At 53.3% G+C, this 23950-nt stretch carries 21 protein-coding genes and 2 tRNA genes; 19 read left to right on the plus strand and 4 right to left on the minus strand.

Annotated elements, in window-relative coordinates; all coding sequences use genetic code 11:
• Positions 1-253 precede the first annotated feature (253 nt).
• Positions 254-730 (plus strand): transcription elongation factor GreA, encoded by a 477-nt coding sequence (gene greA / locus JT31_RS14570; RefSeq protein WP_038478492.1) that lies wholly within the window; start codon positions 254-256, stop codon positions 728-730.
• A 105-nt stretch (positions 731-835) separates the two neighbouring features.
• Here greA and yhbY read toward each other — a convergent pair whose 3' ends face one another.
• A complete protein-coding gene (gene yhbY, locus JT31_RS14575) occupies positions 836-1129 on the minus strand; it encodes a ribosome assembly RNA-binding protein YhbY (RefSeq protein WP_038478495.1) in 294 nt (97 codons plus the stop codon).
• Between the two features lie 126 nt (positions 1130-1255).
• Between yhbY and rlmE the strand changes: the two genes are divergently transcribed.
• The 18 genes from rlmE to mtr all read left to right on the plus strand — a co-directional run bounded on the left by rlmE (position 1256) and on the right by mtr (position 20630).
• Positions 1256-1885: a 23S rRNA (uridine(2552)-2'-O)-methyltransferase RlmE gene (gene rlmE, locus JT31_RS14580; protein WP_016538370.1), complete on the plus strand. Its 630-nt coding sequence runs from the start codon at positions 1256-1258 to the stop codon at positions 1883-1885.
• Positions 1886-1941: 56 nt separating this feature from the next.
• Positions 1942-3879, plus strand: a complete 1938-nt coding sequence (gene ftsH, locus JT31_RS14585; protein ID WP_038478498.1) for an ATP-dependent zinc metalloprotease FtsH — start codon at positions 1942-1944, stop codon at positions 3877-3879.
• A 99-nt stretch (positions 3880-3978) separates the two neighbouring features.
• Complete coding sequence (folP, locus tag JT31_RS14590) at positions 3979-4827, plus strand: dihydropteroate synthase (RefSeq protein ID WP_038478502.1); 849 nt, start codon at positions 3979-3981, stop codon at positions 4825-4827.
• On the plus strand, positions 4820-6157 hold the full coding sequence (gene glmM / locus JT31_RS14595) for a phosphoglucosamine mutase (RefSeq protein WP_038478505.1): 1338 nt from the start codon (positions 4820-4822) through the stop codon (positions 6155-6157). Before folP ends, glmM begins: the two co-directional genes overlap by 8 nt.
• 235 nt (positions 6158-6392) lie before the next feature.
• On the plus strand, positions 6393-6725 hold the full coding sequence (gene secG / locus JT31_RS14600; protein ID WP_038478508.1) for a preprotein translocase subunit SecG: 333 nt from the start codon (positions 6393-6395) through the stop codon (positions 6723-6725).
• 49 nt (positions 6726-6774) lie between these two features.
• Positions 6775-6861 (plus strand) — tRNA-Leu (locus tag JT31_RS14605).
• 59 nt (positions 6862-6920) lie between these two features.
• A tRNA-Met gene (locus tag JT31_RS14610) sits at positions 6921-6997 on the plus strand.
• A 213-nt stretch (positions 6998-7210) separates the two neighbouring features.
• A complete protein-coding gene (gene rimP, locus JT31_RS14615) occupies positions 7211-7663 on the plus strand; it encodes a ribosome maturation factor RimP (RefSeq protein WP_071843016.1) in 453 nt (150 codons plus the stop codon).
• Between the two features lie 27 nt (positions 7664-7690).
• The gene (gene nusA, locus JT31_RS14620) at positions 7691-9178 is read left to right on the plus strand and encodes a transcription termination factor NusA (protein ID WP_038478514.1); all 1488 of its coding nucleotides are present in this window, start codon (positions 7691-7693) and stop codon (positions 9176-9178) included.
• Positions 9179-9202: 24 nt separating this feature from the next.
• Complete coding sequence (gene infB, locus JT31_RS14625) at positions 9203-11893, plus strand: translation initiation factor IF-2 (RefSeq protein WP_038478517.1); 2691 nt, start codon at positions 9203-9205, stop codon at positions 11891-11893.
• A gap of 65 nt (positions 11894-11958) precedes the next feature.
• Positions 11959-12360, plus strand: a complete 402-nt coding sequence (rbfA, locus tag JT31_RS14630; RefSeq protein ID WP_038478520.1) for a 30S ribosome-binding factor RbfA — start codon at positions 11959-11961, stop codon at positions 12358-12360.
• A complete protein-coding gene (gene truB, locus JT31_RS14635) occupies positions 12360-13304 on the plus strand; it encodes a tRNA pseudouridine(55) synthase TruB (RefSeq protein ID WP_038478523.1) in 945 nt (314 codons plus the stop codon). The genes rbfA and truB overlap by 1 nt, the downstream gene beginning before the upstream one ends.
• 154 nt (positions 13305-13458) lie before the next feature.
• Entirely contained in the window at positions 13459-13728 is a 270-nt protein-coding gene (rpsO, locus tag JT31_RS14640) for a 30S ribosomal protein S15 (RefSeq protein WP_002434239.1), read from the plus strand.
• A 247-nt stretch (positions 13729-13975) separates the two neighbouring features.
• The gene (gene pnp / locus JT31_RS14645) at positions 13976-16105 is read left to right on the plus strand and encodes a polyribonucleotide nucleotidyltransferase (protein ID WP_038478529.1); all 2130 of its coding nucleotides are present in this window, start codon (positions 13976-13978) and stop codon (positions 16103-16105) included.
• A 117-nt stretch (positions 16106-16222) separates the two neighbouring features.
• Positions 16223-17107, plus strand: a complete 885-nt coding sequence (gene nlpI / locus JT31_RS14650) for a lipoprotein NlpI (protein ID WP_038478532.1) — start codon at positions 16223-16225, stop codon at positions 17105-17107.
• Between the two features lie 110 nt (positions 17108-17217).
• Positions 17218-17295: a protein YrbN gene (gene yrbN, locus JT31_RS23735; protein WP_099458804.1), complete on the plus strand. Its 78-nt coding sequence runs from the start codon at positions 17218-17220 to the stop codon at positions 17293-17295.
• The gene (locus JT31_RS14655; RefSeq protein ID WP_038483143.1) at positions 17288-19228 is read left to right on the plus strand and encodes a DEAD/DEAH family ATP-dependent RNA helicase; all 1941 of its coding nucleotides are present in this window, start codon (positions 17288-17290) and stop codon (positions 19226-19228) included. The genes yrbN and JT31_RS14655 overlap by 8 nt, the downstream gene beginning before the upstream one ends.
• Before the next feature lie 157 nt (positions 19229-19385).
• Positions 19386-20630: a tryptophan permease gene (mtr, locus tag JT31_RS14660; protein ID WP_038478535.1), complete on the plus strand. Its 1245-nt coding sequence runs from the start codon at positions 19386-19388 to the stop codon at positions 20628-20630.
• Between the two features lie 42 nt (positions 20631-20672).
• Here mtr and JT31_RS14665 read toward each other — a convergent pair whose 3' ends face one another.
• The 3 genes from JT31_RS14665 to ubiU all read right to left on the minus strand — a co-directional run bounded on the left by JT31_RS14665 (position 20673) and on the right by ubiU (position 23706).
• Positions 20673-21680, minus strand: coding sequence for a luciferase-like monooxygenase (locus JT31_RS14665; protein ID WP_038478538.1), 1008 nt, complete (start codon positions 21678-21680; stop codon positions 20673-20675).
• Between the two features lie 143 nt (positions 21681-21823).
• Positions 21824-22702 (minus strand): U32 family peptidase, encoded by an 879-nt coding sequence (locus tag JT31_RS14670; protein ID WP_419177760.1) that lies wholly within the window; start codon positions 22700-22702, stop codon positions 21824-21826.
• Positions 22703-22710: 8 nt separating this feature from the next.
• Positions 22711-23706 carry a ubiquinone anaerobic biosynthesis protein UbiU gene (gene ubiU, locus JT31_RS14675; RefSeq protein ID WP_038478544.1) on the minus strand — a complete coding sequence of 332 codons (996 nt, stop codon included), beginning with the start codon at positions 23704-23706 and terminating at the stop codon, positions 22711-22713.
• Positions 23707-23950: the final 244 nt, after the last annotated feature.

Genomic DNA, 23950 nt, shown 5'->3' on the forward strand with positions numbered 1-23950 from the left:
AATCTCGCGGTAACGGCCTGGAAACGTGACCGCCATACTACGGTGCATTATGGTGCAAAGTAAACGATGACCCTTAGGGAACTCCAGGGTAAAATACCGGTCAATTTGAAAACTGTTACTGACCTGGAGTCATCACTCCGGGTTGGTTTTCTTTTATTTATTGCCGGAGATACTGCCCGTATCCCGGCCATGCTTTTAAGCCAGCAGGGTGTTTTGCCCTGCTGCAGAGGACTGATTTTAAGAGGTATAACAAATGCAACCTATTCCGATGACATTACGTGGCGCCGAACAATTACGCGAGGAACTGGATTTTCTGAAGTCCGTTCGTCGTCCGGAAATCATTGCTGCAATTGCAGAAGCTCGCGAGCATGGCGATCTTAAAGAAAACGCCGAATATCACGCCGCGCGTGAGCAGCAGGGCTTTTGTGAAGGCCGTATTCAGGATATCGAAGCGAAGCTGTCCAATGCTCAGGTGATCGATGTCACAAAAATGCCTAATAACGGCCGTGTGATTTTTGGCACCACCGTAACGGTATTGAACCTGGATAATGACGAAGAGCTTACTTATCGCATCGTTGGTGACGATGAGGCTGATTTTAAAAAGAATCTTATTTCTGTAAATTCGCCTATCGCTCGCGGCCTTGTGGGTAAAGAATGCGATGATGTTGTTGTGATTCGCACGCCGGGTGGCGATGTCGAATTCGAAATCCTGAAAGTAGAATATTTGTAATTTTTACTACGCTGGCTAAAGGGTTGGCGTATTGTAAAGAAAAGAAAAAGGCCGCATAGCGGCCTTTTATCAACGAACATAGCGTGGCATTTTGCACACCTCTGCCTACTTCGGCAGAGAGATCTTCCGCTCTTTAGAAGGGCGATAGATCACCAGCGTTTTACCGATGACCTGTACGTTACAGGCGCCGGTTTCCCGCACGATGGCATCCACTATTAAGGTTTTCGTTTCGCGATCTTCCGTTGCGATCTTCACCTTGATTAACTCATGGTGCTCAAGCGCTTGTTCAATCTCGGCCAGTACCCCTTCGGTCAAACCATTATTGCCAAGCAGAACGACCGGCTTGAGCGGATGGGCCAGACCTTTCAGGTGCTGTTTTTGTTTAGTACTCAGATTCATCGTATTTTTTGCTTACGTTGGGATTGAAAACGGTTCATTCTACCGCCATCTCCAGTGTATCGCCAAATCGGCTGTGCTGATTGTTAGTTAGCCTGCTATTCACGATGAACAAAGTTGGATATTGAGATGACAGGTAAGAAGCGTTCTGCCAGCTCCAGTCGCTGGCTGCAGGAACACTTTAGCGATAAATATGTTCTACAGGCACAGAAAAAGGGGTTGCGGTCCCGTGCCTGGTTTAAACTTGATGAAATACAGCAAAGTGACAAACTTTTTAAGCCAGGAATGACTATTGTTGATCTTGGTGCTGCACCCGGCGGGTGGTCACAGTACGTCGTGACCCAAATCGGGAATCAGGGGAGAATCATCGCTTGCGATCTTTTACCAATGGATCCTATCGTTGGTGTGGACTTCCTTCAGGGCGATTTTCGTGATGAATTAGTCGTCAAAGCCCTGCTGGAACGTGTTGGTGACAGTAAAGTGCAGGTTGTCATGTCAGATATGGCGCCAAACATGAGCGGGACACCGGCAGTCGATATCCCGCGCGCTATGTACCTGGTTGAACTGGCGCTGGAAATGTGTCGGGACGTGCTGGCGCCGGGCGGTAGTTTTGTAGTGAAAGTGTTTCAGGGCGAAGGTTTCGATGAATACCTGCGAGAAATTCGCTCCCTGTTTACGACGGTTAAAGTTCGTAAGCCGGACTCTTCTCGTGCCCGCTCACGTGAAGTGTACATTGTAGCGACCGGGCGCAAACTATAGTACCCTGACGCTGTTTGTTAACACAGTTGTAATATGAGGTTAATCCCTTGAGTGACATGGCGAAAAACCTAATACTCTGGCTGGTCATTGCCGTTGTGCTAATGTCGGTATTCCAGAGCTTTGGGCCCAGCGAGTCAAATGGCCGTAGGGTGGACTACTCCACTTTCCTGTCCGAAGTTAATCAGGACCAGGTTCGCGAAGCGCGCATCAACGGACGTGAAATCAACGTTACCAAGAAAGATAGTAACCGATACACGACTTACATCCCCGTTAATGATCCCAAGCTGCTTGATAATCTGATTACCAAGAACGTGAAAGTTGTGGGCGAGCCGCCTGAAGAGCAGAGTCTGCTGGCAACTATCTTCATTTCCTGGTTCCCAATGCTGCTGCTGATTGGGGTCTGGATCTTCTTTATGCGCCAAATGCAGGGCGGCGGTGGCAAAGGTGCCATGTCGTTCGGTAAGAGCAAGGCGCGTATGCTAACGGAAGACCAAATCAAGACCACCTTTGCTGACGTTGCAGGCTGTGACGAGGCGAAAGAAGAGGTGGCTGAGCTGGTTGAATACCTGCGTGAGCCGAGCCGTTTCCAGAAGCTGGGCGGTAAAATCCCGAAAGGCGTCCTGATGGTCGGTCCTCCGGGTACGGGTAAAACGCTGCTGGCAAAAGCGATTGCTGGCGAAGCTAAAGTGCCGTTCTTCACGATTTCCGGCTCTGACTTTGTTGAAATGTTCGTCGGTGTGGGCGCATCCCGTGTCCGTGACATGTTCGAACAGGCCAAGAAAGCAGCACCTTGCATTATCTTTATCGATGAAATCGATGCCGTAGGTCGTCAGCGTGGCGCCGGTCTGGGTGGTGGTCACGATGAACGTGAGCAGACCCTGAACCAGATGCTGGTTGAGATGGATGGCTTCGAAGGTAACGAAGGTATCATCGTTATTGCGGCAACTAACCGTCCTGACGTACTTGACCCGGCGCTGCTGCGTCCAGGTCGTTTCGACCGCCAGGTTGTTGTCGGTCTGCCGGACGTTCGTGGCCGTGAGCAAATCCTGAAAGTGCATATGCGCCGCGTACCGCTTTCGCCGGATATTGATGCTGCAATTATCGCTCGTGGTACGCCTGGTTTCTCCGGTGCCGATCTGGCCAACCTGGTGAACGAAGCCGCGCTGTTTGCCGCTCGCGGTAACAAGCGTGTGGTATCGATGGTTGAGTTCGAGAAAGCGAAAGACAAAATCATGATGGGGGCAGAACGTCGCTCCATGGTGATGACGGAAGCGCAGAAAGAATCTACTGCCTATCACGAAGCTGGCCATGCGATTATCGGTCGCCTGGTACCGGAACACGATCCGGTGCACAAAGTGACGATTATTCCTCGTGGTCGTGCGTTGGGTGTGACCTTCTTCCTGCCTGAAGGCGATGCTATTAGCGCCAGCCGTCAGAAACTGGAAAGTCAGATCTCCACGCTGTACGGCGGCCGTCTGGCAGAAGAGATTATCTACGGACCGGAACATGTGTCTACCGGGGCGTCGAATGACATTAAAGTCGCGACCAACCTGGCACGTAACATGGTTACCCAGTGGGGCTTCTCCGACAAACTTGGTCCGCTGCTGTATGCGGAAGAAGAGGGCGAAGTATTCCTGGGCCGTTCAGTTGCGAAAGCTAAGCATATGTCTGATGAGACCGCGCGTATCATCGATCAGGAAGTGAAATCCCTGATTGAACGCAACTATGCTCGTGCTCGCCAGCTGCTGAATGAGAACATGGATATCCTGCATACCATGAAAGATGCGTTGATGAAGTATGAAACCATCGATGCACCGCAGATTGACGATCTGATGGCTCGCCGCGAAGTGCGTCCGCCAGCAGGTTGGGAAGATGCGAGCAAGAGCAGCAATAATTCTGATAACAACGGTACCCCAAATGCGCCACGCCCGGTTGATGAACCGCGCACGCCAAATCCGGGTAACACGATGTCAGAACAGCTGGGCGACAAATAAGACGCTCACGACAGATGTTTTTGCAGTAATCTATAAACCCCGGGCCTGTCCCGGGGTTTTTGTTTTTGTACCTCCTAAGACAAACGCATAGGAAGAAGAATGAAACTTACCGCGCAGGGCTCTACGCTGGATCTCTCCCATCCTCATGTCATGGGGATTTTAAACGTCACGCCGGATTCTTTTTCTGACGGTGGCCAGCACAACTCGCTGGTTGAAGCCCTGAAGCATGCAAACGCTATGATCAACGCCGGGGCGACAATCATTGATGTTGGCGGAGAATCTACGCGACCTGGTGCGGCCGAAGTAAGTACTGAAGAAGAGCTTGAGCGCGTTATCCCGGTGGTGGAGGCGATTGCTCAGCGTTTTGAAGTCTGGGTTTCTGTGGATACCTCAAAGGCTGAGGTTATCCGCGAGTCTGCCCGAGTGGGGGCGCATATTATCAACGATATTCGCTCGTTACAGGAGCCCGGGGCGCTGGCCGCCGCTGCGGAAACGGGGCTACCGGTTTGCCTGATGCATATGCAAGGTGAACCGAAAACGATGCAGCAGGCGCCGCACTATGATGACGTGTATGCCGACGTGAATCGCTTTTTTGTGCAGCATATTGCCCGCTGTGAGGCGGGAGGTATCTCAAAAGAGAAATTGTTGCTCGACCCAGGCTTTGGTTTCGGTAAGAATCTCACCCACAATTACCAGCTATTAGCCCGACTTTCGGAATTCCATCACTACGGCATGCCGCTCCTGGTGGGAATGTCCCGTAAATCCATGGTGGGGCAGTTGCTGAATGTTGGCCCCGACCAGCGTCTGAGCGGAAGTCTTGCCTGTGCGGTGATTGCTGCCATGCAGGGGGCACAAATTCTTCGCGTTCATGACGTGAAAGAGACAGTTGAAGCTATGCGCGTGGTTGAAGCTACGCTTTCAGTGAAGGAAAACAAATACTATGAGTAACCGTAAATATTTTGGCACCGATGGCATTCGTGGCCGCGTGGGCGATGCGCCTATTACTCCTGATTTCGTTCTGAAGCTGGGCTGGGCTGCGGGTAAAGTGCTTGCTCGTCATGGCTCCCGTAAAATCATCATCGGTAAAGATACGCGTATTTCCGGCTACATGCTGGAGTCTGCACTGGAAGCAGGTCTTGCCGCAGCCGGTCTGTCCGCTTCTTTTACCGGGCCAATGCCAACGCCTGCGGTTGCCTATTTGACGCGAACATTCCGCGCGGAAGCCGGCATTGTTATCTCTGCCTCTCATAATCCGTTCTATGACAACGGCATCAAATTCTTCTCTATCGACGGGACTAAGCTCCCGGATGAAGTCGAAGAAGCGATTGAAGCGGAGATGGAAAAAGAGATCACCTGCGTAGATTCGGCGGAGCTGGGTAAAGCCAGCCGTATTGTTGATGCCGCAGGGCGCTATATTGAATTCTGTAAGGGGACTTTCCCGAACGAACTGAGCCTGAATGGCCTCAAAATCGTCGTGGACTGCGCTAACGGAGCGACTTACCACATCGCACCCAATGTATTGCGTGAGCTGGGCGCAAAAGTCATTGCCATCGGCTGTGAGCCGGATGGGGTGAACATTAATGAAAAATGCGGTGCGACCGACGTTCGCATGCTGCAAGAACGCGTGTTGTTAGAAAAAGCCGATCTTGGTATCGCGTTTGACGGCGACGGCGACCGGGTGATCATGGTGGATAACCTGGGGCATAAAGTCGATGGCGATCAGATTCTCTATATCATCGCTCGCGAAGGATTGCGTCAGGGGCAGCTACGCGGCGGCGCCGTGGGGACGCTAATGAGCAATATGGGGCTGGAAGTCGCGCTTAAGCAGCTGGGTATTCCATTTGTCCGTGCCAAAGTTGGTGACCGCTATGTCCTGGAGAAACTGCAGGAGAAAGGCTGGCGTATAGGTGCGGAAAACTCCGGGCACGTTATCCTGCTGGACCAGACCACAACGGGCGACGGTATCATCGCTGGTTTGCAAGTACTCACAGCAATGGTTCGCAACCACATGAGCCTGCACGATCTTTGCAGCGGCATGAAATTATTCCCGCAGATTTTGGTTAACGTCCGCTTTACCGCTGGCAGCGGCGATCCGCTTGAAAACGAAGCGGTAAAACGCGCTACCGCTGAGGTGGAAGCCGCATTGGGCAACCGTGGCCGCGTATTGTTGCGTAAGTCAGGCACTGAACCGCTGATTCGAGTGATGGTTGAAGGTGAGGACGAAGCGCAGGTTACGGCCTTTGCCCACCAAATCGCAGATGCAGTGAAGGCAGTTTAATATTTTCTGCGCATCAAACTGATTGAAAAGGCGGCAGTTGCCGCCTGTTCTTCTACCGAATACTGATTGTTTGCTGTTTTTTTCCGCAGTCAGTGCATTGTTAATAAATTGCCCTTGCGCACCAGTCTGGCTTTGGTTAGTATTCTCACCCGCTTCAGTGGGTAATGACAAACGTATCCGCTTAACTGGTTTGAAGCAATTGGCGTGCGGTAACCCCGCAAGGAACAGGTTGATTATGTACGAAGCTCTTTTGGTTGTTTTCCTTATTGTAGCGTTAGGCCTTGTAGGTCTTATTATGCTGCAGCAAGGTAAAGGCGCTGATATGGGAGCCTCCTTCGGAGCAGGCGCTTCCGCTACGTTATTCGGTTCAAGTGGTTCTGGTAACTTCATGACCCGCATGACCGGTGTGCTCGCAACGTTGTTCTTTATTCTGAGCCTGGTTCTGGGTAATCTCAGCACCAACAAAACCAGTAAAGGAAGTGAGTGGGAAAATTTAAGTCAGCCAGCACAAACTGAGCAGACTGCGCCAGCGGCACCTACCAAGCCGAGCAGCGATATCCCGCAGTAAGTTTGTCAGCTTCAATGCGGTAATATGAAGGTTACCGTGTTCAAAGAGTGCCGAGGTGGTGGAATTGGTAGACACGCTACCTTGAGGTGGTAGTGCCCGATTGGGCTTACGGGTTCAAGTCCCGTCCTCGGTACCAAATCCTAGCAATTCTTGCATTTTATGCAATTCTGGCGTAGTATTTGCCACGTTTTCGGACGCGGGGTGGAGCAGCCTGGTAGCTCGTCGGGCTCATAACCCGAAGGTCGTCGGTTCAAATCCGGCCCCCGCAACCACTTTCCCTGAGAGTTCTTTTTCAAATATACTGTGAACACCAGTTTCGGTGCCTTCGCGAAGAATTTAGAAAAAAATTCTCCTGGACGGTGTCCGGGCCGCAGTTGCGGCATACAGGGTTCAGTTATATAAAGCCCCGATTTATCGGGGTTTTTTGTTATCTGACTTCAGAATAACTGGGCTATATGCCCTTTTTTTATGTCTTGGGGGTGGGCTTGTCCACATTAGAGCAAAAATTAACAGAGATGATTTCAGCACCGGTCGAAGCACTGGGCTACGAACTTGTAGGCATCGAATTCGTTCGCGGCCGCACGTCTACGCTGCGCATCTATATTGATAGTGAAGATGGCATCAATGTTGATGATTGTGCTGATGTCAGTCACCAGGTCAGTGCCGTACTGGATGTCGAAGATCCCATCACCGTGGCCTATCACCTGGAAGTGTCATCACCTGGCCTCGATCGCCCAATGTTCACCGCAGAACACTACGTTCGTTTTACCGGCGAAGAAGTGAGCATTGTATTGCGCATGGCTGTGCAAAACCGCCGCAAATGGCAGGGTATTATTAAAGCCGTAGACGGTGAGATGATCACGGTAACGGTCGAAGGAAAAGACGAAGTGTTCGCGCTGAGCAACATCCAGAAAGCGAACCTGGTACCCCACTTTTAATAGTTTGGATTGAGGTGAAAACCCAGGATGAACAAAGAAATTTTGGCTGTTGTTGAAGCAGTTTCCAACGAAAAATCGCTACCGCGTGAGAAAATTTTCGAAGCGCTGGAAAGTGCGCTGGCAACGGCGACCAAGAAAAAATACGAGCAAGAAATTGACGTGCGCGTTGAAATCGACCGCAAAAGCGGTGATTTCGATACCTTCCGCCGTTGGGTTATCGTTGAAGAGGTGACGCAACCGACGCGTGAAATCACCCTGGAAGCGGCTCAGTTCGAAGATCCGGCCTTCACGGTTGGTGAATACGTTGAAGATCAGATTGAATCCGTGACCTTTGACCGTATCACCACCCAAACCGCCAAGCAGGTTATCGTGCAGAAAGTTCGCGAAGCCGAGCGTGCGATGGTGGTCGATCAGTTCCGTGAGCACGAAGGTGAGATTATCACCGGCGTGGTGAAAAAAGTTAACCGTGACAACATCGCTCTGGATCTCGGCAGCAATGCTGAAGCCGTGATTCTGCGTGAAGATATGCTGCCGCGCGAAAACTTCCGTCCGGGCGACCGCATTCGCGGCGTGCTGTACGCAGTACGTCCTGAAGCTCGCGGTGCACAACTGTTCGTTAGCCGCTCCAAACCTGAAATGCTGATCGAACTGTTCCGCATTGAAGTGCCGGAAATCGGTGAAGAAGTTATCGAGATTAAAGCCGCTGCACGCGATCCTGGCTCTCGCGCCAAAATCGCTGTGAAAACTAACGACAAGCGTATCGACCCGGTCGGGGCATGCGTTGGTATGCGTGGTGCACGCGTTCAGGCGGTTTCTACAGAGTTAGGCGGTGAGCGTATTGATATCGTGCTGTGGGACGACAACCCGGCGCAGTTTGTTATCAACGCAATGGCACCGGCTGACGTAGCATCCATCGTTGTCGACGAAGACAAACATACGATGGATATCGCGGTAGAGGCAGGCAACCTGGCACAGGCCATCGGCCGTAACGGTCAGAACGTTCGCCTGGCATCACAGCTGAGCGGCTGGGAACTCAACGTCATGACCGTTGATGACCTGCAGGCTAAACATCAGGCTGAAGCGCATGCGGCTATTGATACCTTTACCAAATACCTCGACATTGACGAGGATTTCGCCACCGTGTTGGTCGAAGAAGGTTTCTCCACGCTTGAAGAGTTGGCCTATGTGCCAATGAAAGAGCTGCTGGAAATCGACGGCCTTGATGAAGACACCGTGGAAGCATTACGCGATCGCGCTAAAAACGCGCTCACCACACTGGCTCTGGCACAAGAAGAGAGCCTTGGCGATAAGAAACCAGCCGAGGATCTGCTGAACCTCGAAGGGATGGATCGCACGCTGGCCTTTAAACTGGCTGCTCGTGGTGTTAGCTCGCTGGAAGACCTTGCCGAGCAAGGTGTTGACGACCTGTCTGATATCGAAGGTTTAACGGATGAGAAAGCCGGTGAACTGATTATGGCAGCGCGTAACATTTGCTGGTTTGGCGGCGAAGCGTAATAAACTGTAGCAGGAAGGAACAGCATGACAGATGTAACCGTAAAAGCGCTGGCCGCAGAGATTCAGACCTCCGTGGACCGCCTGGTACAGCAATTTGCTGATGCAGGGATCCCGAAGTCTGCTGATGACTCCGTTTCGGCGCAAGAGAAGCAAACTCTGCTGGCTCACCTGAACCATGAACATGGCTCAGGCCCAGATAAGTTGACTTTACAGCGCAAAACGCGCAGTACTTTAAACATTCCAGGTACCGGTGGGAAAAGTAAATCGGTACAAATCGAAGTCCGCAAGAAGCGCACCTTTGTGAAACGTGATCCGCAAGAGGCTGAACGCCTTGCCGCGGAAGAACAGGCGCAGCGTGAAGCGGAAGAGCAAGCCCAGCGTGAGGCAGAGGAAACTGCCAAACGTGCGGCACAAGAAAAAGCTAAGCGTGATGCTGAAGAACAAGCTAAGCGCGAAGCCGCTGATAAAGCGAAACGTGAAGCTGCGGAAAAAGACAAAGTGAGCAATCAACAAACTGACGATATGACGAAAACTGCCCAGGCCGATAAAGCCCGCCGTGAAGCTGAAACTGCAGAGCTGAAGCGCAAAGCGGAAGAAGAAGCTCGTCGCAAACTCGAAGAAGAAGCACGTCGCGTAGCGGAAGAGGTCCGTAAATTGGCTGAAGCTAACGCAGGCGTGTGGGCCGAACAAGAGAAAGTGGAAGACGACAAGTCTGACTATCATGTCACCACTTCTCAGCATGCCCGCCAGGCTGAAGACGAAAACGACCGTGAAGTAGAAGGCGGGCGTGGTCGCGCTCGTACTACAACGGCTAAAGCTCCTCGCCAGAAAAAGGCAGGCGGCAAACACGGCGAATCTAAAGCTGACCGTGAAGAGGCTCGTGCAGCCGTTCGCGGTGGTAAAGGCAAGCGTAAGCCAAGCAGCCTGCAGCAGGGCTTCACCAAGCCTGCACAGGCGGTTAACCGTGATGTTGTGATCGGTGAAACCGTTACCGTTGCTGAACTGGCTAACAAAATGGCTGTTAAAGGCTCTCAGGTCATCAAAGCGATGATGAAGCTGGGCGCAATGGCAACCATTAACCAGGTCATCGATCAGGAAACCGCCCAGCTGGTTGCCGAGGAAATGGGCCACAAGGTTATCCTGCGTCGTGAAAACGAGCTGGAAGAGGCGGTAATGAGCGACCGTGATACCGGCGCTGCAACCGAAACTCGTGCTCCGGTTGTGACCATCATGGGCCACGTTGACCACGGTAAAACCTCCCTGCTGGACTACATTCGTTCTACTAAGGTTGCCTCCGGTGAAGCGGGTGGTATTACCCAGCACATCGGTGCTTACCACGTAGAAACTGACAACGGCATGGTGACCTTCCTGGATACCCCGGGTCACGCAGCGTTTACTTCCATGCGTGCTCGTGGTGCTCAGGCGACGGATATCGTTGTTCTGGTTGTTGCGGCTGACGATGGCGTGATGCCACAAACTATCGAAGCTATCCAGCACGCGAAAGCGGCGCAGGTACCGGTAGTAGTCGCAGTGAACAAAATCGATAAACCAGAAGCAGACCCGGATCGCGTTAAGCAGGAACTGTCCCAGTACGGCATCATGCCGGAAGAGTGGGGCGGCGAAAGCCAGTTCATCCACGTTTCTGCTAAAGCCGGTACCGGTATCGACGACCTGCTGGACGCTATCCTGCTGCAGGCTGAAGTTCTGGAACTGAAAGCCGTACGTAAAGGTATGGCAAGCGGCGTGGTAATCGAATCCTTCCTGGATAAAGGTCGTGGTCCGGTTGCAACCGTTCTGGTGCGTGAAGGTACTCTGAACAAGGGCGATATCGTACTGTGTGGCTTCGAGTATGGCCGCGTGCGTGCGATGCGTGACGAGATGGGCCGTGAAGTGACCGAAGCGGGTCCTTCTATCCCTGTTGAGATCCTTGGCCTGTCCGGCGTACCTGCCGCGGGTGACGAAGTGACCGTTGTTCGCGACGAGAAGAAAGCCCGTGAAGTTGCTCTGTATCGTCAGGGTAAATTCCGCGAAGTGAAACTGGCTCGTCAGCAGAAATCCAAACTGGAAAACATGTTCGCCAACATGACTGAAGGCGAAGTGTCCGAAGTGAACATCGTGCTGAAAGCCGACGTTCAGGGTTCTGTGGAAGCGATCAGCGACTCCCTGCTGAAACTGTCTACCGATGAAGTTAAAGTTAAAATCATCGGTTCCGGCGTGGGCGGGATCACCGAGACTGACGCTACGCTGGCAGCAGCATCCAACGCCATCCTGGTTGGCTTCAACGTCCGTGCCGACGCTTCTGCGCGCCGCGTGATTGAAGCGGAAAGCCTGGATCTGCGCTACTACTCCGTCATCTATCATCTGATTGATGAAGTAAAAGCGGCGATGAGCGGCATGCTGTCTCCGGAACTGAAACAGCAGATCCTCGGCCTGGCCGAAGTTCGCGATGTGTTTAAATCACCGAAGTTTGGTGCCATCGCAGGTTGTATGGTCACCGAGGGTGTGGTCAAACGTCATAACCCAATCCGCGTACTGCGCGACAACGTAGTTATCTATGAAGGCGAGCTGGAATCCCTGCGTCGCTTTAAAGATGATGCTAACGAAGTCCGTAACGGTATGGAATGTGGTATCGGCGTTAAGAACTACAACGACGTGCGCGTGGGCGATATGATCGAAGTCTTCGAAATTATCGAGATCAAGCGTACCATCTCCTGATAGCTATACCGCATCAACTATCTTAGGGGGGCCGTGTGCCCCCCGTTTTGTCTGGAGAAATTATTATGGCGAAAGAATTTGGTCGCTCGCAGCGCGTTTCTCAGGAATTGCAGAAAGAAATTGCCATTATCCTGCAGCGTGAAATTAAAGACCCGCGTCTGGGTATGATGACCACCGTCTCCGGTGTTGAAATCTCCCGTGACCTGGCCTATGCCAAAGTTTTCGTAACGTTCCTGAACGATAAAGACGAAGAAGCCATCAAAGAAGGCATCAAAGTTCTGCAGGACGCGTCTGGCTATATCCGCACTTTGGTTGGTAAGGCAATGCGTTTGCGCATCGTGCCGGAGCTGACCTTCTTCTACGATAACTCGCTGGTTGAAGGGATGCGCATGTCTAACCTGGTTTCCAATGTCATCCGTCATGATGACGAGCGTCGCGTGAATACGGACGACAGCAAGGAGGATTGATGAGTCGTCCTCGTCGTCGTGGTCGTGATATTCATGGTGTACTGTTGCTGGACAAGCCTCAGGGGCTCTCTTCCAACGATGCACTACAAAAAGTAAAGCGCCTTTATAACGCGAACCGCGCGGGCCATACCGGTGCGCTGGATCCGCTGGCGACCGGGATGTTGCCAATCTGCCTCGGTGAAGCAACGAAGTTCTCCCAATATCTGCTGGACTCCGACAAGCGTTATCGCGTGATTGCTAAACTTGGGCAGCGTACCGACACTTCTGATGCCGACGGCATTGTCGTTCAGGAACGCCCGGTTAACTTTAGCGCCGGGCAGCTTGCTGCCGCGCTGGAGACTTTCCGCGGGGACACCGAGCAGGTTCCATCGATGTATTCTGCGCTCAAGCATCAGGGCAAGCCCCTGTACGAATATGCGCGCGCGGGTATTGAGGTTGAACGTGAAGCTCGCCCAATCACGGTGTATGAACTGCTGTTTATTCGCCATGAAGGGGATGAACTGGAGCTGGAGGTTCACTGTTCTAAGGGAACGTACATCCGTACGATCGTTGACGATCTCGGTGAAAAACTTGGCTGCGGTGCGCATGTTATTTTCCTGCGTCGCCTGGCGGTAAGTAAATATCCGATTGAGCGCATGGTCACTCTGGAACAGCTTAGTGAGCTGGTCGAGCAGGCACACCGGCAGGAGGTCGAGCCTGCAGACCTGTTGGATCCGCTGCTGATGCCAATGGATAGCCCCGCCTCAGATTTTCCGCTGGTGAACTTGCTGCCAGAGGTTGCCGTTTATTTTAAAAACGGCAATCCGGTACGCGCTGCGGGTGTTCAGGCTGAAGGCCTGGTGCGCGTTACCGAAGGCGAAGAGCAGAAATTTATCGGTATGGGGATAATCGATGACGAGGGCCGGGTCGCTCCGCGCCGTCTGGTCGTTGAATATCCCGTCTGACTTTTGCCGCTATCTTGCGGTAAAAGAGCGCTACAGGTAAAATAGCGCGGCTTAACGACTGGCCGATTGTTTAACAACGGGTTCAGTCGTGCACTGGGGTTGCTGAATTAGAGATCGGCACCCTGTTTATTTATCTATAATGTTGGAGTTGAAAATGTCTCTAAGCGTTGAAGCTAAAGCTAAAATCGTTTCCGAGTTTGGTCGTGGTACTAACGACAGTGGTTCTACCGAAGTTCAGGTTGCACTGCTGACTGCACAGATTAACCACCTGCAGGGTCACTTTGCAGAGCACAAAAAAGATCACCACAGCCGTCGTGGTCTGCTGCGTATGGTTTCTCAGCGTCGTAAACTGCTCGACTACCTGAAGCGTAAAGATGTAGCACGTTACACCAGCCTGATCGAGCGTCTGGGTCTGCGTCGCTAGTTCTTGCGAGTTTCAGAAAAAGGGGCCTGTAAGGGCCCCTTTTTTCAACCAGGCGGCAGCAATTCTATGGAAACTAATGTATTGTTGCTGAGTGTGATCTTTATTGCAGAGGTTCGCGCGGCTAATGAGAGGCTTTACCCGTAAGAGCGGGTTAGGGTTGTCATTAGTCGCGAGGATGCGATGAAGGTCGGGTACCAACGGCGGCGCGTGAAGCCACGTGCTGCCCGTCATTTTAAAGGATCTTATTTTGCTGAATCCGATCGTTCGTAAATTCCAGTATGGCCAGCATACGGTCACGCTTGAAACCGGCATGATGGCTCGCCAGGCTACCGCTGCTGTAATGGTAAGCATGGATGACACCGCGGTATTCGTTACCGTTGTGGGCCAGAAAAAAGCCAAACCAGGCCAGGACTTCTTCCCGCTGACCGTTAACTACCAGGAGCGTACCTACGCTGCTGGCCGTATCCCAGGTAGCTTCTTCCGTCGTGAAGGCCGTCCAAGCGAAGGCGAAACCCTGATCGCGCGTCTGATTGACCGTCCGGTTCGTCCACTGTTCCCGGAAGGTTTCGTCAACGAAGTGCAGGTTATTGCTACCGTTGTTTCCGTAAACCCACAGGTACACCCTGATATCGTTGCCATGATTGGCGCATCTGCTGCGCTGAGCCTGTCCGGTATTCCGTTCAACGGCCCAATCGGTTCCGCTCGTGTTGGTTACATCAATGACCAGTATGTGCTGAACCCGACTGCTGAAGAGCTGAAAACCAGCAAGCTGGACCTGGTTGTTGCCGGTACCGAAAGCGCAGTACTGATGGTTGAATCCGAAGCTGAACTGCTGAGCGAAGACCAGATGCTGGGCGCCGTAGTCTTCGGTCACGATCAGCAGCAGATTGTTATCAAGGAAATCAACGCACTGGTTGCTGAAGCTGGCAAACCGCGCTGGGACTGGCAGCCAGAAGCAGTAAACGAAGAGCTGAATGCTCGCGTTGCTGCACTGGCAGAATCCCGCCTGAGCGATGCTTACCGCATCACTGAGAAACAACAACGTTATGCTCAGGTTGACGTCATCAAAGCGGACGTTATTGCAACCCTGACCGCAGAAGACGAATCTCTGGATGCTGGCGAACTGTCTGACATTCTGCACGCTATCGAGAAAAACGTTGTTCGTAGCCGTATTCTGGCAGGCGAACTGCGCATCGATGGCCGTGAAAAAGACATGATTCGTGGTCTGGACGTGCGTACTGGCGTTCTGCCGCGTACTCACGGTTCTGCGCTGTTCACCCGTGGCGAAACTCAGGCGCTGGTTACCGCGACTCTGGGTACCGCACGTGATGCGCAGAATCTGGATGAGCTGATGGGCGAGCGTACTGACAGCTTCCTGTTCCACTACAACTTCCCTCCGTACTCCGTGGGTGAGACCGGGATGGTGGGTTCGCCTAAGCGTCGTGAAATTGGTCACGGTCGTCTGGCGAAACGTGGTGTGCTGGCCGTTATGCCAGAAGCTGATAAATTCCCGTACACCGTTCGTGTGGTTTCTGAAATCACTGAATCTAACGGTTCTTCTTCCATGGCTTCCGTGTGTGGTGCTTCTCTGGCACTGATGGACGCTGGTGTGCCGATCAAAGCCGCCGTGGCGGGTATCGCGATGGGCCTGGTGAAAGAAGGCGACAACTTTGTTGTTCTGTCCGATATTCTGGGTGACGAAGATCACCTGGGCGATATGGACTTTAAAGTTGCCGGTAGCCGCGAAGGTATCTCTGCGCTGCAGATGGATATCAAAATCGAAGGCATCACCCGCGAAATCATGCAGGAGGCTCTGAACCAGGCTAAGGGTGCGCGTCTGCACATTCTGGGCGTGATGGAACAGGCTATTGATGCACCGCGTGGCGACATTTCTGAATTTGCTCCACGTATTCACACCATCAAAATCAACCCAGACAAGATCAAAGACGTGATCGGTAAGGGCGGGGCTGTGATTCGTGCGCTGACCGAAGAAACCGGCACCACAATCGAAATCGAAGATGACGGTACCGTGAAAATCGCAGCGACCGACGGTGATAAAGCGAAACACGCTATCCGCCGTATCGAAGAGATCACCGCTGAAATCGAAGTGGGCCGTATCTATAACGGTAAGGTCACTCGTATCGTTGATTTCGGTGCGTTTGTTGCCATCGGTGGTGGTAAAGAAGGTCTGGTTCACATCTCTCAAATCGCTGACAAGCGCGTAGAGAAAGTGACTGATTACCTGCAGATGGGTCAGGAAGTTCCGGTGAAAGTACTGGAAGTTGACCGTCAGGGCCGCGTCCGTTTAAGCATTAAAGAAGCAACCGAGCAGTCTCCAGCAGAAGATGCAGCACCGGCTGCGCCAGAAGCTGAGTAAGGTTTGCCAATTAAGCTCTCCATGGTGACATGGAGAGCTGTTTGTTACGGGACAGGAAGTCTCGTTTGCAGCCGGGGGACAGGACGTTCATCCATTTGTTGTCTTCGGGAGTAGGAAATGAAGCCTTTTTTGCGCTGGTGTTTCGTTGCGACAGCTATCACGCTGGCCGGATGCAGCAACTCTGCCTGGCGTAAGAACGAAGTATTAGCGGTGCCACTGCAGCCTACGCTACAGCAAGAAGTGATTCTGGCACGCATGGAACAAATACTTGCCAGTCGGGCTTTAACCGATGACGAACGCGCACAGCTTTTATATGAGCGCGGAGTGTTGTATGATAGTCTCGGTCTGAGGGCTCTGGCGCGTAATGATTTTTCACAAGCGCTGGCCATTCGACCCGATATGCCTGAAGTATTCAATTACTTAGGCATTTATTTAACGCAGGCAGGCAATTTTGATGCTGCCTATGAAGCGTTTGATTCTGTACTTGAGCTTGATCCAACTTACAACTACGCGCACTTAAATCGCGGTATCGCCCTCTATTACGGCGGTCGTTATCGTTTAGCGCAAGATGATCTGCTGGCGTTTTATCAAGACGATCCCAACGATCCTTTCCGTAGCCTGTGGCTCTATGTTGCTGAACGCAATATGGACGAAAAACAGGCCAAAGTGGCGCTACAACAGCGTCTCGAGAAATCGGATAAAGAACAATGGGGATGGAACATTGTCGAGTTCTACCTGGGCAACATTAGCGAAAAAGAGCTAATGGAACGCCTCAAGGCGGACGCAACGGATAACACCTCGCTCGCTGAGCATCTCAGTGAAACCAACTTCTATTTAGGTAAGTACTACCTAAGTCTGGGGGATAAGGACAGCGCCAAGGCACTGTTCAAGTTAGCGGTTGCTAACAACGTACACAACTACGTTGAGCATCGTTATGCATTGTTGGAATTAGCGCTCTTGGGCCAGGAGCATGACGACCTGGCAGAATCGGACCAGCAATAGCTGACGAACAACGATCGTCCCATACACTTTTTAACTAAAGTCATCACCTTCACGGGTGAGGGCGTTTTTGTTCGTTAATCAATCAAATTTGAGCCGGTTCACACTTTTCAATGAAAATTGCAGATCAATTTCACGATGAGTTACGTAGACTGGCCGCCATCAATGAGGCACATGTACTACATGACTGATATCATCGAAACCACTTTTTCTGATCTGGGGCTGCACGCCTCCATCATTCAGGCTCTTAACGACCTGGGCTACGAAAAGCCATCACCAATCCAGGCAGAGTGTATCCCACATCTGCTGAATGGCCGTGACGTTCTGGGTATGGCCCAGACCGGTAGCGGTAAAACTGCAGCGTTCTCCCTGCCGCTGCTGAACAACCTCGATCCTGAGCTGAAAGCACCACAAATCCTGGTGCTGGCCCCGACCCGCGAACTGGCGGTTCAGGTTGCTGAAGCCATGACGGATTTCTCAAAACATATGCACGGCGTGAACGTTGTTGCCCTTTACGGCGGCCAGCGTTATGACGTGCAGCTGCGCGCTCTGCGTCAGGGACCACAGATTGTTGTCGGTACCCCAGGGCGTCTGCTTGACCACCTGAAACGCGGCACGCTGAACCTGTCCGGCCTTAAAGGTCTGGTTCTGGACGAAGCTGATGAAATGCTGCGTATGGGCTTCATCGAAGACGTTGAAACCATCATGGCGCAGATCCCGGCTGAACATCAGACCGCGCTGTTCTCCGCTACCATGCCGGAAGCAATTCGTCGCATTACCCGTCGCTTCATGAAAGATCCTCAGGAAGTGCGCATTCAGTCCAGCGTAACCACTCGTCCTGACATCAGCCAGAGTTTCTGGTCTGTTTACGGCATGCGTAAAAACGAAGCGCTGGTTCGTTTCCTGGAAGCAGAAGACTTTGATGCAGCTATCATCTTCGTGCGTACCAAAAACGCGACCCTGGAAGTAGCTGAAGCGCTGGAGCGCAGCGGTTACAACAGCGCCGCGCTGAACGGTGACATGAACCAGGCGCTGCGTGAGCAGACTCTGGAGCGTCTGAAAGATGGTCGTCTGGACATCCTGATCGCGACCGACGTTGCGGCCCGTGGCCTGGACGTGGAGCGTATCAGCCTGGTTGTTAACTACGACATCCCGATGGACTCCGAGTCTTACGTTCACCGTATCGGTCGTACTGGCCGTGCTGGCCGTGCTGGCCGTGCGCTGCTGTTCGTTGAGAACCGTGAGCGCCGCCTGCTGCGCAACATCGAGCGCACCATGAAGCTGACTATCCCTGAAGTAGAGCTGCCAAACGCAGATCTGCTGGGCGAGCGTCGTCTGGCTAAATTCGCCGCTAAAGTTCAGCAGCAGCTGGAAAGCAGCGATCTGGATCAGTACCGTGCGCTGTTGGCAAAAATTCAGCCTTCCGCTGAAGAAGCGCTGGATATCGAAACGCTGGCTGCAGCCCTGCTGAAAATGGCTCAGGGTGAGCGTCCTCTGATTCTGCCACCAGATGCACCAATGCGTCCACGTCGTGAATTCAAAGAGCGTGACGATCGTTTCGAACGTCGCGGCGACCGTAATGACCGTGGCCCGCGTGGTGACCGTCCAGAGCGTGGTGGTGAAGATCGTCCACGTCGTGAGCGTCGCGAAGCTGGCGATATGGAACTGTATCGCATCGAAGTGGGCCGTGATGATGGTGTTGAAGTTCGTCATATCGTTGGCGCTATCGCTAACGAAGGCGACATCAGCAGCCGTTACATCGGTAACATCAAGCTGTTCGGGACCCACTCCACCATCGAGCTGCCGAAAGGCATGCCGGGTGAAGTTCTGCAGCACTTTACCCGTACTCGTATTCTGAACAAGCCGATGAATATGCAGCTGCTGGGTGATGCTCAGCCTCGTCCAGAGCGCAGCGGTGAACGCCGTGGCGGTCGCGACGGCGGCGGTCGTAGCTTCGGTGGCGAGCGTCGTGAAGGCGGTCGTGGTCCACGTCGCGAAGGCGCTGGTGCAGGAGCCGGTGCCGGGGCTGGTCGTAGCTTCAGCGGTGAACGCCGTGAAGGTGGCCGTGGCCCGCGTCGTGAAGACGGTGCCGCAACCGCACGTCGTCGCTTTGGTGATGCATAATTGACCTATAATCTGCCGTTTTATTTTTAAACGGCAGTCGGAAAAGCCCCGGTTATCGCAATCGGGGCTTTTTTTTATCCCTTTCGTACTCATGTACTGGTACAATGATTCGCATCAGACAATTTCGTCGCGTTATGCCTCTCTTCAGGGATTCGATATGACAACTTTAACCTCCCCCGGCACAAAGCCTTCGTTAATAGGCGGCGTAATGATTATCGGTGGGACGATCATTGGCGCAGGGATGTTTTCTTTACCCGTGGTGATGTCGGGTGCCTGGTTCTTCTGGTCACTGGCCGCGCTGGTGTTCACCTGGTTTTGTATGCTGCATTCCGGGTTAATGATCCTGGAGGCGAACCTTAACTACCGCATTGGCTCCAGCTTCGACACCATTACCAAAGACCTGCTGGGCAGAGGCTGGAACGCGATAAACGGCCTGTCGATTGCCTTTGTTCTTTATATCCTGACCTATGCCTACATCTCGGCCAGCGGCTCTATCCTGCATCATACATTTTCGGCGCTGTCGCTCGACGTGCCGGCTCGCCTGGCGGGGCTGGTGTTTGCGCTGGTCGTCGCGTTTATTGTCTGGCTGAGCACCAAAGCGGTGAGCCGCATGACGGCGATTGTCCTGGGCGCGAAGGTCATCACTTTCTTCCTGACCTTCGGCAGCTTGCTTGGGCACGTAACGCCGACAACGCTGTTTAACGTCGCGGAGAGCAATGCTTCCTATACGCCATATCTGCTGATGACGCTGCCGTTCTGCCTGGCCTCTTTTGGTTATCACGGCAACGTGCCGAGCCTGATGAAGTATTACGGCAAAGATCCACGCACCATTATTCGCTGCCTGGTGTACGGCACGCTGATGGCGCTGGTGCTGTACGCTATCTGGCTGCTGGGGACGATGGGGAATATTCCTCGTCCGGAGTTCGTCGGCATCGCGGAGAAAGGCGGTAATATTGACGTGCTGGTTCAGGCGCTGAGCGGCGTGCTCAACAGCCGGAGCCTCGACTTGCTGCTGGTGGTGTTCTCAAACTTTGCGGTAGCGAGCTCGTTCCTCGGCGTTACGCTGGGGCTGTTCGATTACCTGGCGGATCTGTTTGGTTTTGACGATTCCGCGTTCGGACGGTTGAAAACGGCGCTGCTGACTTTTGTTCCGCCGATTATCGGTGGCCTGCTGTGGCCGAACGGCTTCCTGTATGCCATTGGCTATGCGGGACTGGCGGCGACTATTTGGGCTGCGATTGTCCCCGCGCTGCTTGCCAGGGCTTCCCGTAAGCGTTTTGGTAGCCCTAAATTCCGGGTATGGGGCGGTAAGCCGATGATTGCCCTGATTCTGGTCTTTGGCGTGGGCAACGCGCTGGTACACATCCTTTCTACCTTCGATGTGCTGCCGGTTTATAAGTAAAGATGAATGGGCCCTTTCAGACTGAAAGGGCCTGATACAACGCTAACCTAAAAGCTCTTCTTTAACCTGCATCGCCAAATCAAACGAATGCAAACGAGCCTGATGATCGAAAATCTGTCCGTTAACCATAATTTCATCCGCTTCGGTTTCACGCAGGATGGACTCAAGGCCGTGACGTACCTTCGCTTTATCCCCCACCAGAGACATGCTCAGCGCCTGCTGGACGCCATATTGCTCAGAGGCAGACCAAAGCTGATGCATATTTTCCACCGGCGGCGGCAGCTGCCCGGTTTCGCCGCGACGCAGTCGAACAAACGCCTGCTGCATGGAAGTAAACAGAAACTCCGCGTCCCGGGTACTGTCTGCTGCCACGATATTGATGCACACCATCGCGTAAGGTTTTGCCAGCCGCCCGGACGGCTTGAAGTTCTCGCGGTACAGCTGCAGCGCGCGGAACAGCATGTCAGGCGCAAAGTGCGAGGCAAAGGCAAACGGCAAACCAAGCTGTGCCGCCAGCTGGGCGCTATACAGGCTGGAGCCTAGCAGCCAAACCGGAACCTTTTCCCCATAGCCAGGCACGGGGCGAACGTGTGGATTTGGGTCGCGGGCATCGAACCAGTCAACCAGCTCCGCGACATCCCGTGGGAAGTTATCAACGTCGCCGCTCATATGGCGTCGCAGCGCCCTCATGGTGGGCTGATCGCTGCCCGGCGCTCGTCCAAGGCCAAGGTCAATACGCCCCGGGTAGAGCGTATTCAGGGTGCCGAACTGCTCGGCAATGACCAGCGGTGAATGGTTAGGCAGCATCACGCCGCCGGAGCCTAAATGCAGCGTGGTGGTATTCGCGGCCAGGTAGCCAATCAGCACCGATGTTGCCGCGCTGGCAATGCCGACCATATTGTGGTGTTCTGCCAGCCAGTAACGGTGATAGCCGCGCTTTTCGGCCAGCCGGGCAAGATCCAGAGAGTGGGAAAAAGCCTCCTGCGCCGAGGAGCCTTGAGGGATCGGCGCCAGATCGAGCACCGAGAAAGCAATATTTTTGTCAGTCATAACCGCTCACTTTTGTTACAGCGTAGTCATCAGATTGAAGGTCTTCTTCCAGCCTGGCGCAGGAATACCGCGCCGGCCAGAAAAGCTGCACCTTTAATAGTGCATTAAACAATGACCAGACTTGTTAACAAAGTGAGCTATTATCAGGCCCGTAACTCCAGCCCTGCAACGCGCCGCCAGTAGCCATTACAGTCGCTGCGGTTAGCCAGCGGAAGCGGAGCACTGCCGTTTTCATTGGCGCGGAACGCGTTAAGAATATCCAGCGTCCCTAAGCCCATCGGCGACAGGCGAACGATATCCACCAGCCCTTTCATCGACGTCAGCTCATTGCCGAGGTTGTAAACATAGCCGCTCATGGTCTGAATGCCGTTCAGCACGAAGACCTGCTGCTGCTCCTGAGAACGCATATCCCGGCCGTTCGGGTACTTAATGCAGCATGTTTCGCACTCATCCTTGGCGCGGTCTTCAGAGCGTGCGGTGAAGCAGCGAGCGGAATAAGCCAACGGCAGATGGCCGTAGCTCAGCACTTCCACTTCGAATTTATCGCGGATACCGAGTTCATCGCACTGGTTAAGCATATTGGCGAGCCAGTCGCGGGAGAGTTCTACCGGCATGCACCAGCGCATCATGCCCTGCTTATGCAGCAGGCGTAGCGTAACGGCGTTATAGCAATTGAGGGCGTGTCCGGCGACGAACGGCAGCTTGCGTTCTGCGGCCATATTTACGCTGCCGATATCATTGGCCTCAATCAGAAAATCGCCGTTTTCTACGTAGCGCTTAAGTTCGCCCAATTCCGACGGAGCCTGCACCAGCGCCAGCGTGGAAAGCACTACCTGCTTGCCCTCGTTGGCGAGCATTTTAGCCATATCCAGCCAGTCGCCGACTTTGGTTGCCCGGCGCTTGCTGCATACCGCTTCGCCCAGATAAATAACGTCGGCACGGCTTTTGGCCGCCGCCTGATAAAACTTTTCCAGCGTCTCTTTTGGCCAATAGTAAAGCACCGGCCCTAATGAATATTTCATGCTTTTTCCTACTGCCATTTGCGGTGATAGGCACCGAGCGTCGTTTGGGTGCCTTCGGCCATCGATCCCAGCGCTTCCATCCAGGCGGGCTGTGCCTGGTAGTTTTTAGGATCCGCCATGCAGCGATCGATAGCCTGACGCCAGACCTTTGCCACCTGGGTAACGTAAGCCGGACTGCGCTGGCGGCCTTCGATTTTTACAGAGGCTATGTTCGCGGCCAGCAGTTCCGGGAGCAGCTCAAGCGTGTTAAGGCTGGTGGGTTCTTCCAGCGCATGGTAGGGGCGGTCGTCAACCAGGTAACGTCCTTTGCAGAGCGTTGGATACCCGGCATTTTCGCCGTCCTTATAGCGGTCGATCAGTACGTCGTTGAGGCGAGATTCCAGCCCCTGCGGCGTTTGTTGCCAGCGCACAAAGCGAGCAGGCGAACAGGCGCCCACGGTATTCGGCGACTCGCCGGTGAGGTAAGACGAAAGATAGCAACGGCCTTCGGCCATTATGCACAGGCTGCCGAAGGCAAATACTTCCAGCGGCACCGGCGTGACGCGAGCGAGCTGTTTAACCTGATGAATAGAAAGCACGCGCGGAAGTACCACGCGGGCAACGTCAAAGTTGCGATGATAAAAACGGATCGCTTCTTCATTCGTGGCCGAAGCCTGGACCGACACGTGGCGCTCAATGTGTGGGTAGCGCTCAGCCGCATATTCCAGCATGGCTAAATCCGCCAGGATCAGCGCATCGGCCCCAAGCTGCGCGGCCATATCAACCGCTCGCTGCCAGCGTACATAACCGTCCGGATGAGCGAATGTATTGATGGCAATATGCAACTTACGGCGACGTTGATGCACGTAGCTGACGGCTTCCTGCAGCCTTTTCTCGGTGAAGTTAAGGCCTGCAAAATGACGCGCGTTGGTATCATCTTTCAGGCCGATGTACACCGCATCTGCACCGTTATCGATGGCCGCTTTCAACGCCGGAAGGTTTCCGGCCGGGCAAAGCAACTCCATAATTTATCCTGAATCATAGGGGGCACGAATAAATGCCCGCGCTGCACAGGGACGGGCAGCAAATTGTTAACGAACCGGGATTTTAGTTAACCTGTCGGCGACAATTTTTGATTTGAGGCAGAGAAAGGCGTATTGCTTAGTGGGCCCGGCGCTAATTCGGCCCCGCAGCAACCTGCGGAATTGTTGATTTGGCGCGTCACCGGGAATTGTCGTTATGGCAAAATAACGGCAAATTTTTTAAAGG

The organism is Cedecea neteri (assembly GCF_000757825.1).
In the GTDB taxonomy this organism is placed as follows: domain Bacteria; phylum Pseudomonadota; class Gammaproteobacteria; order Enterobacterales; family Enterobacteriaceae; genus Cedecea; species Cedecea selenatireducens.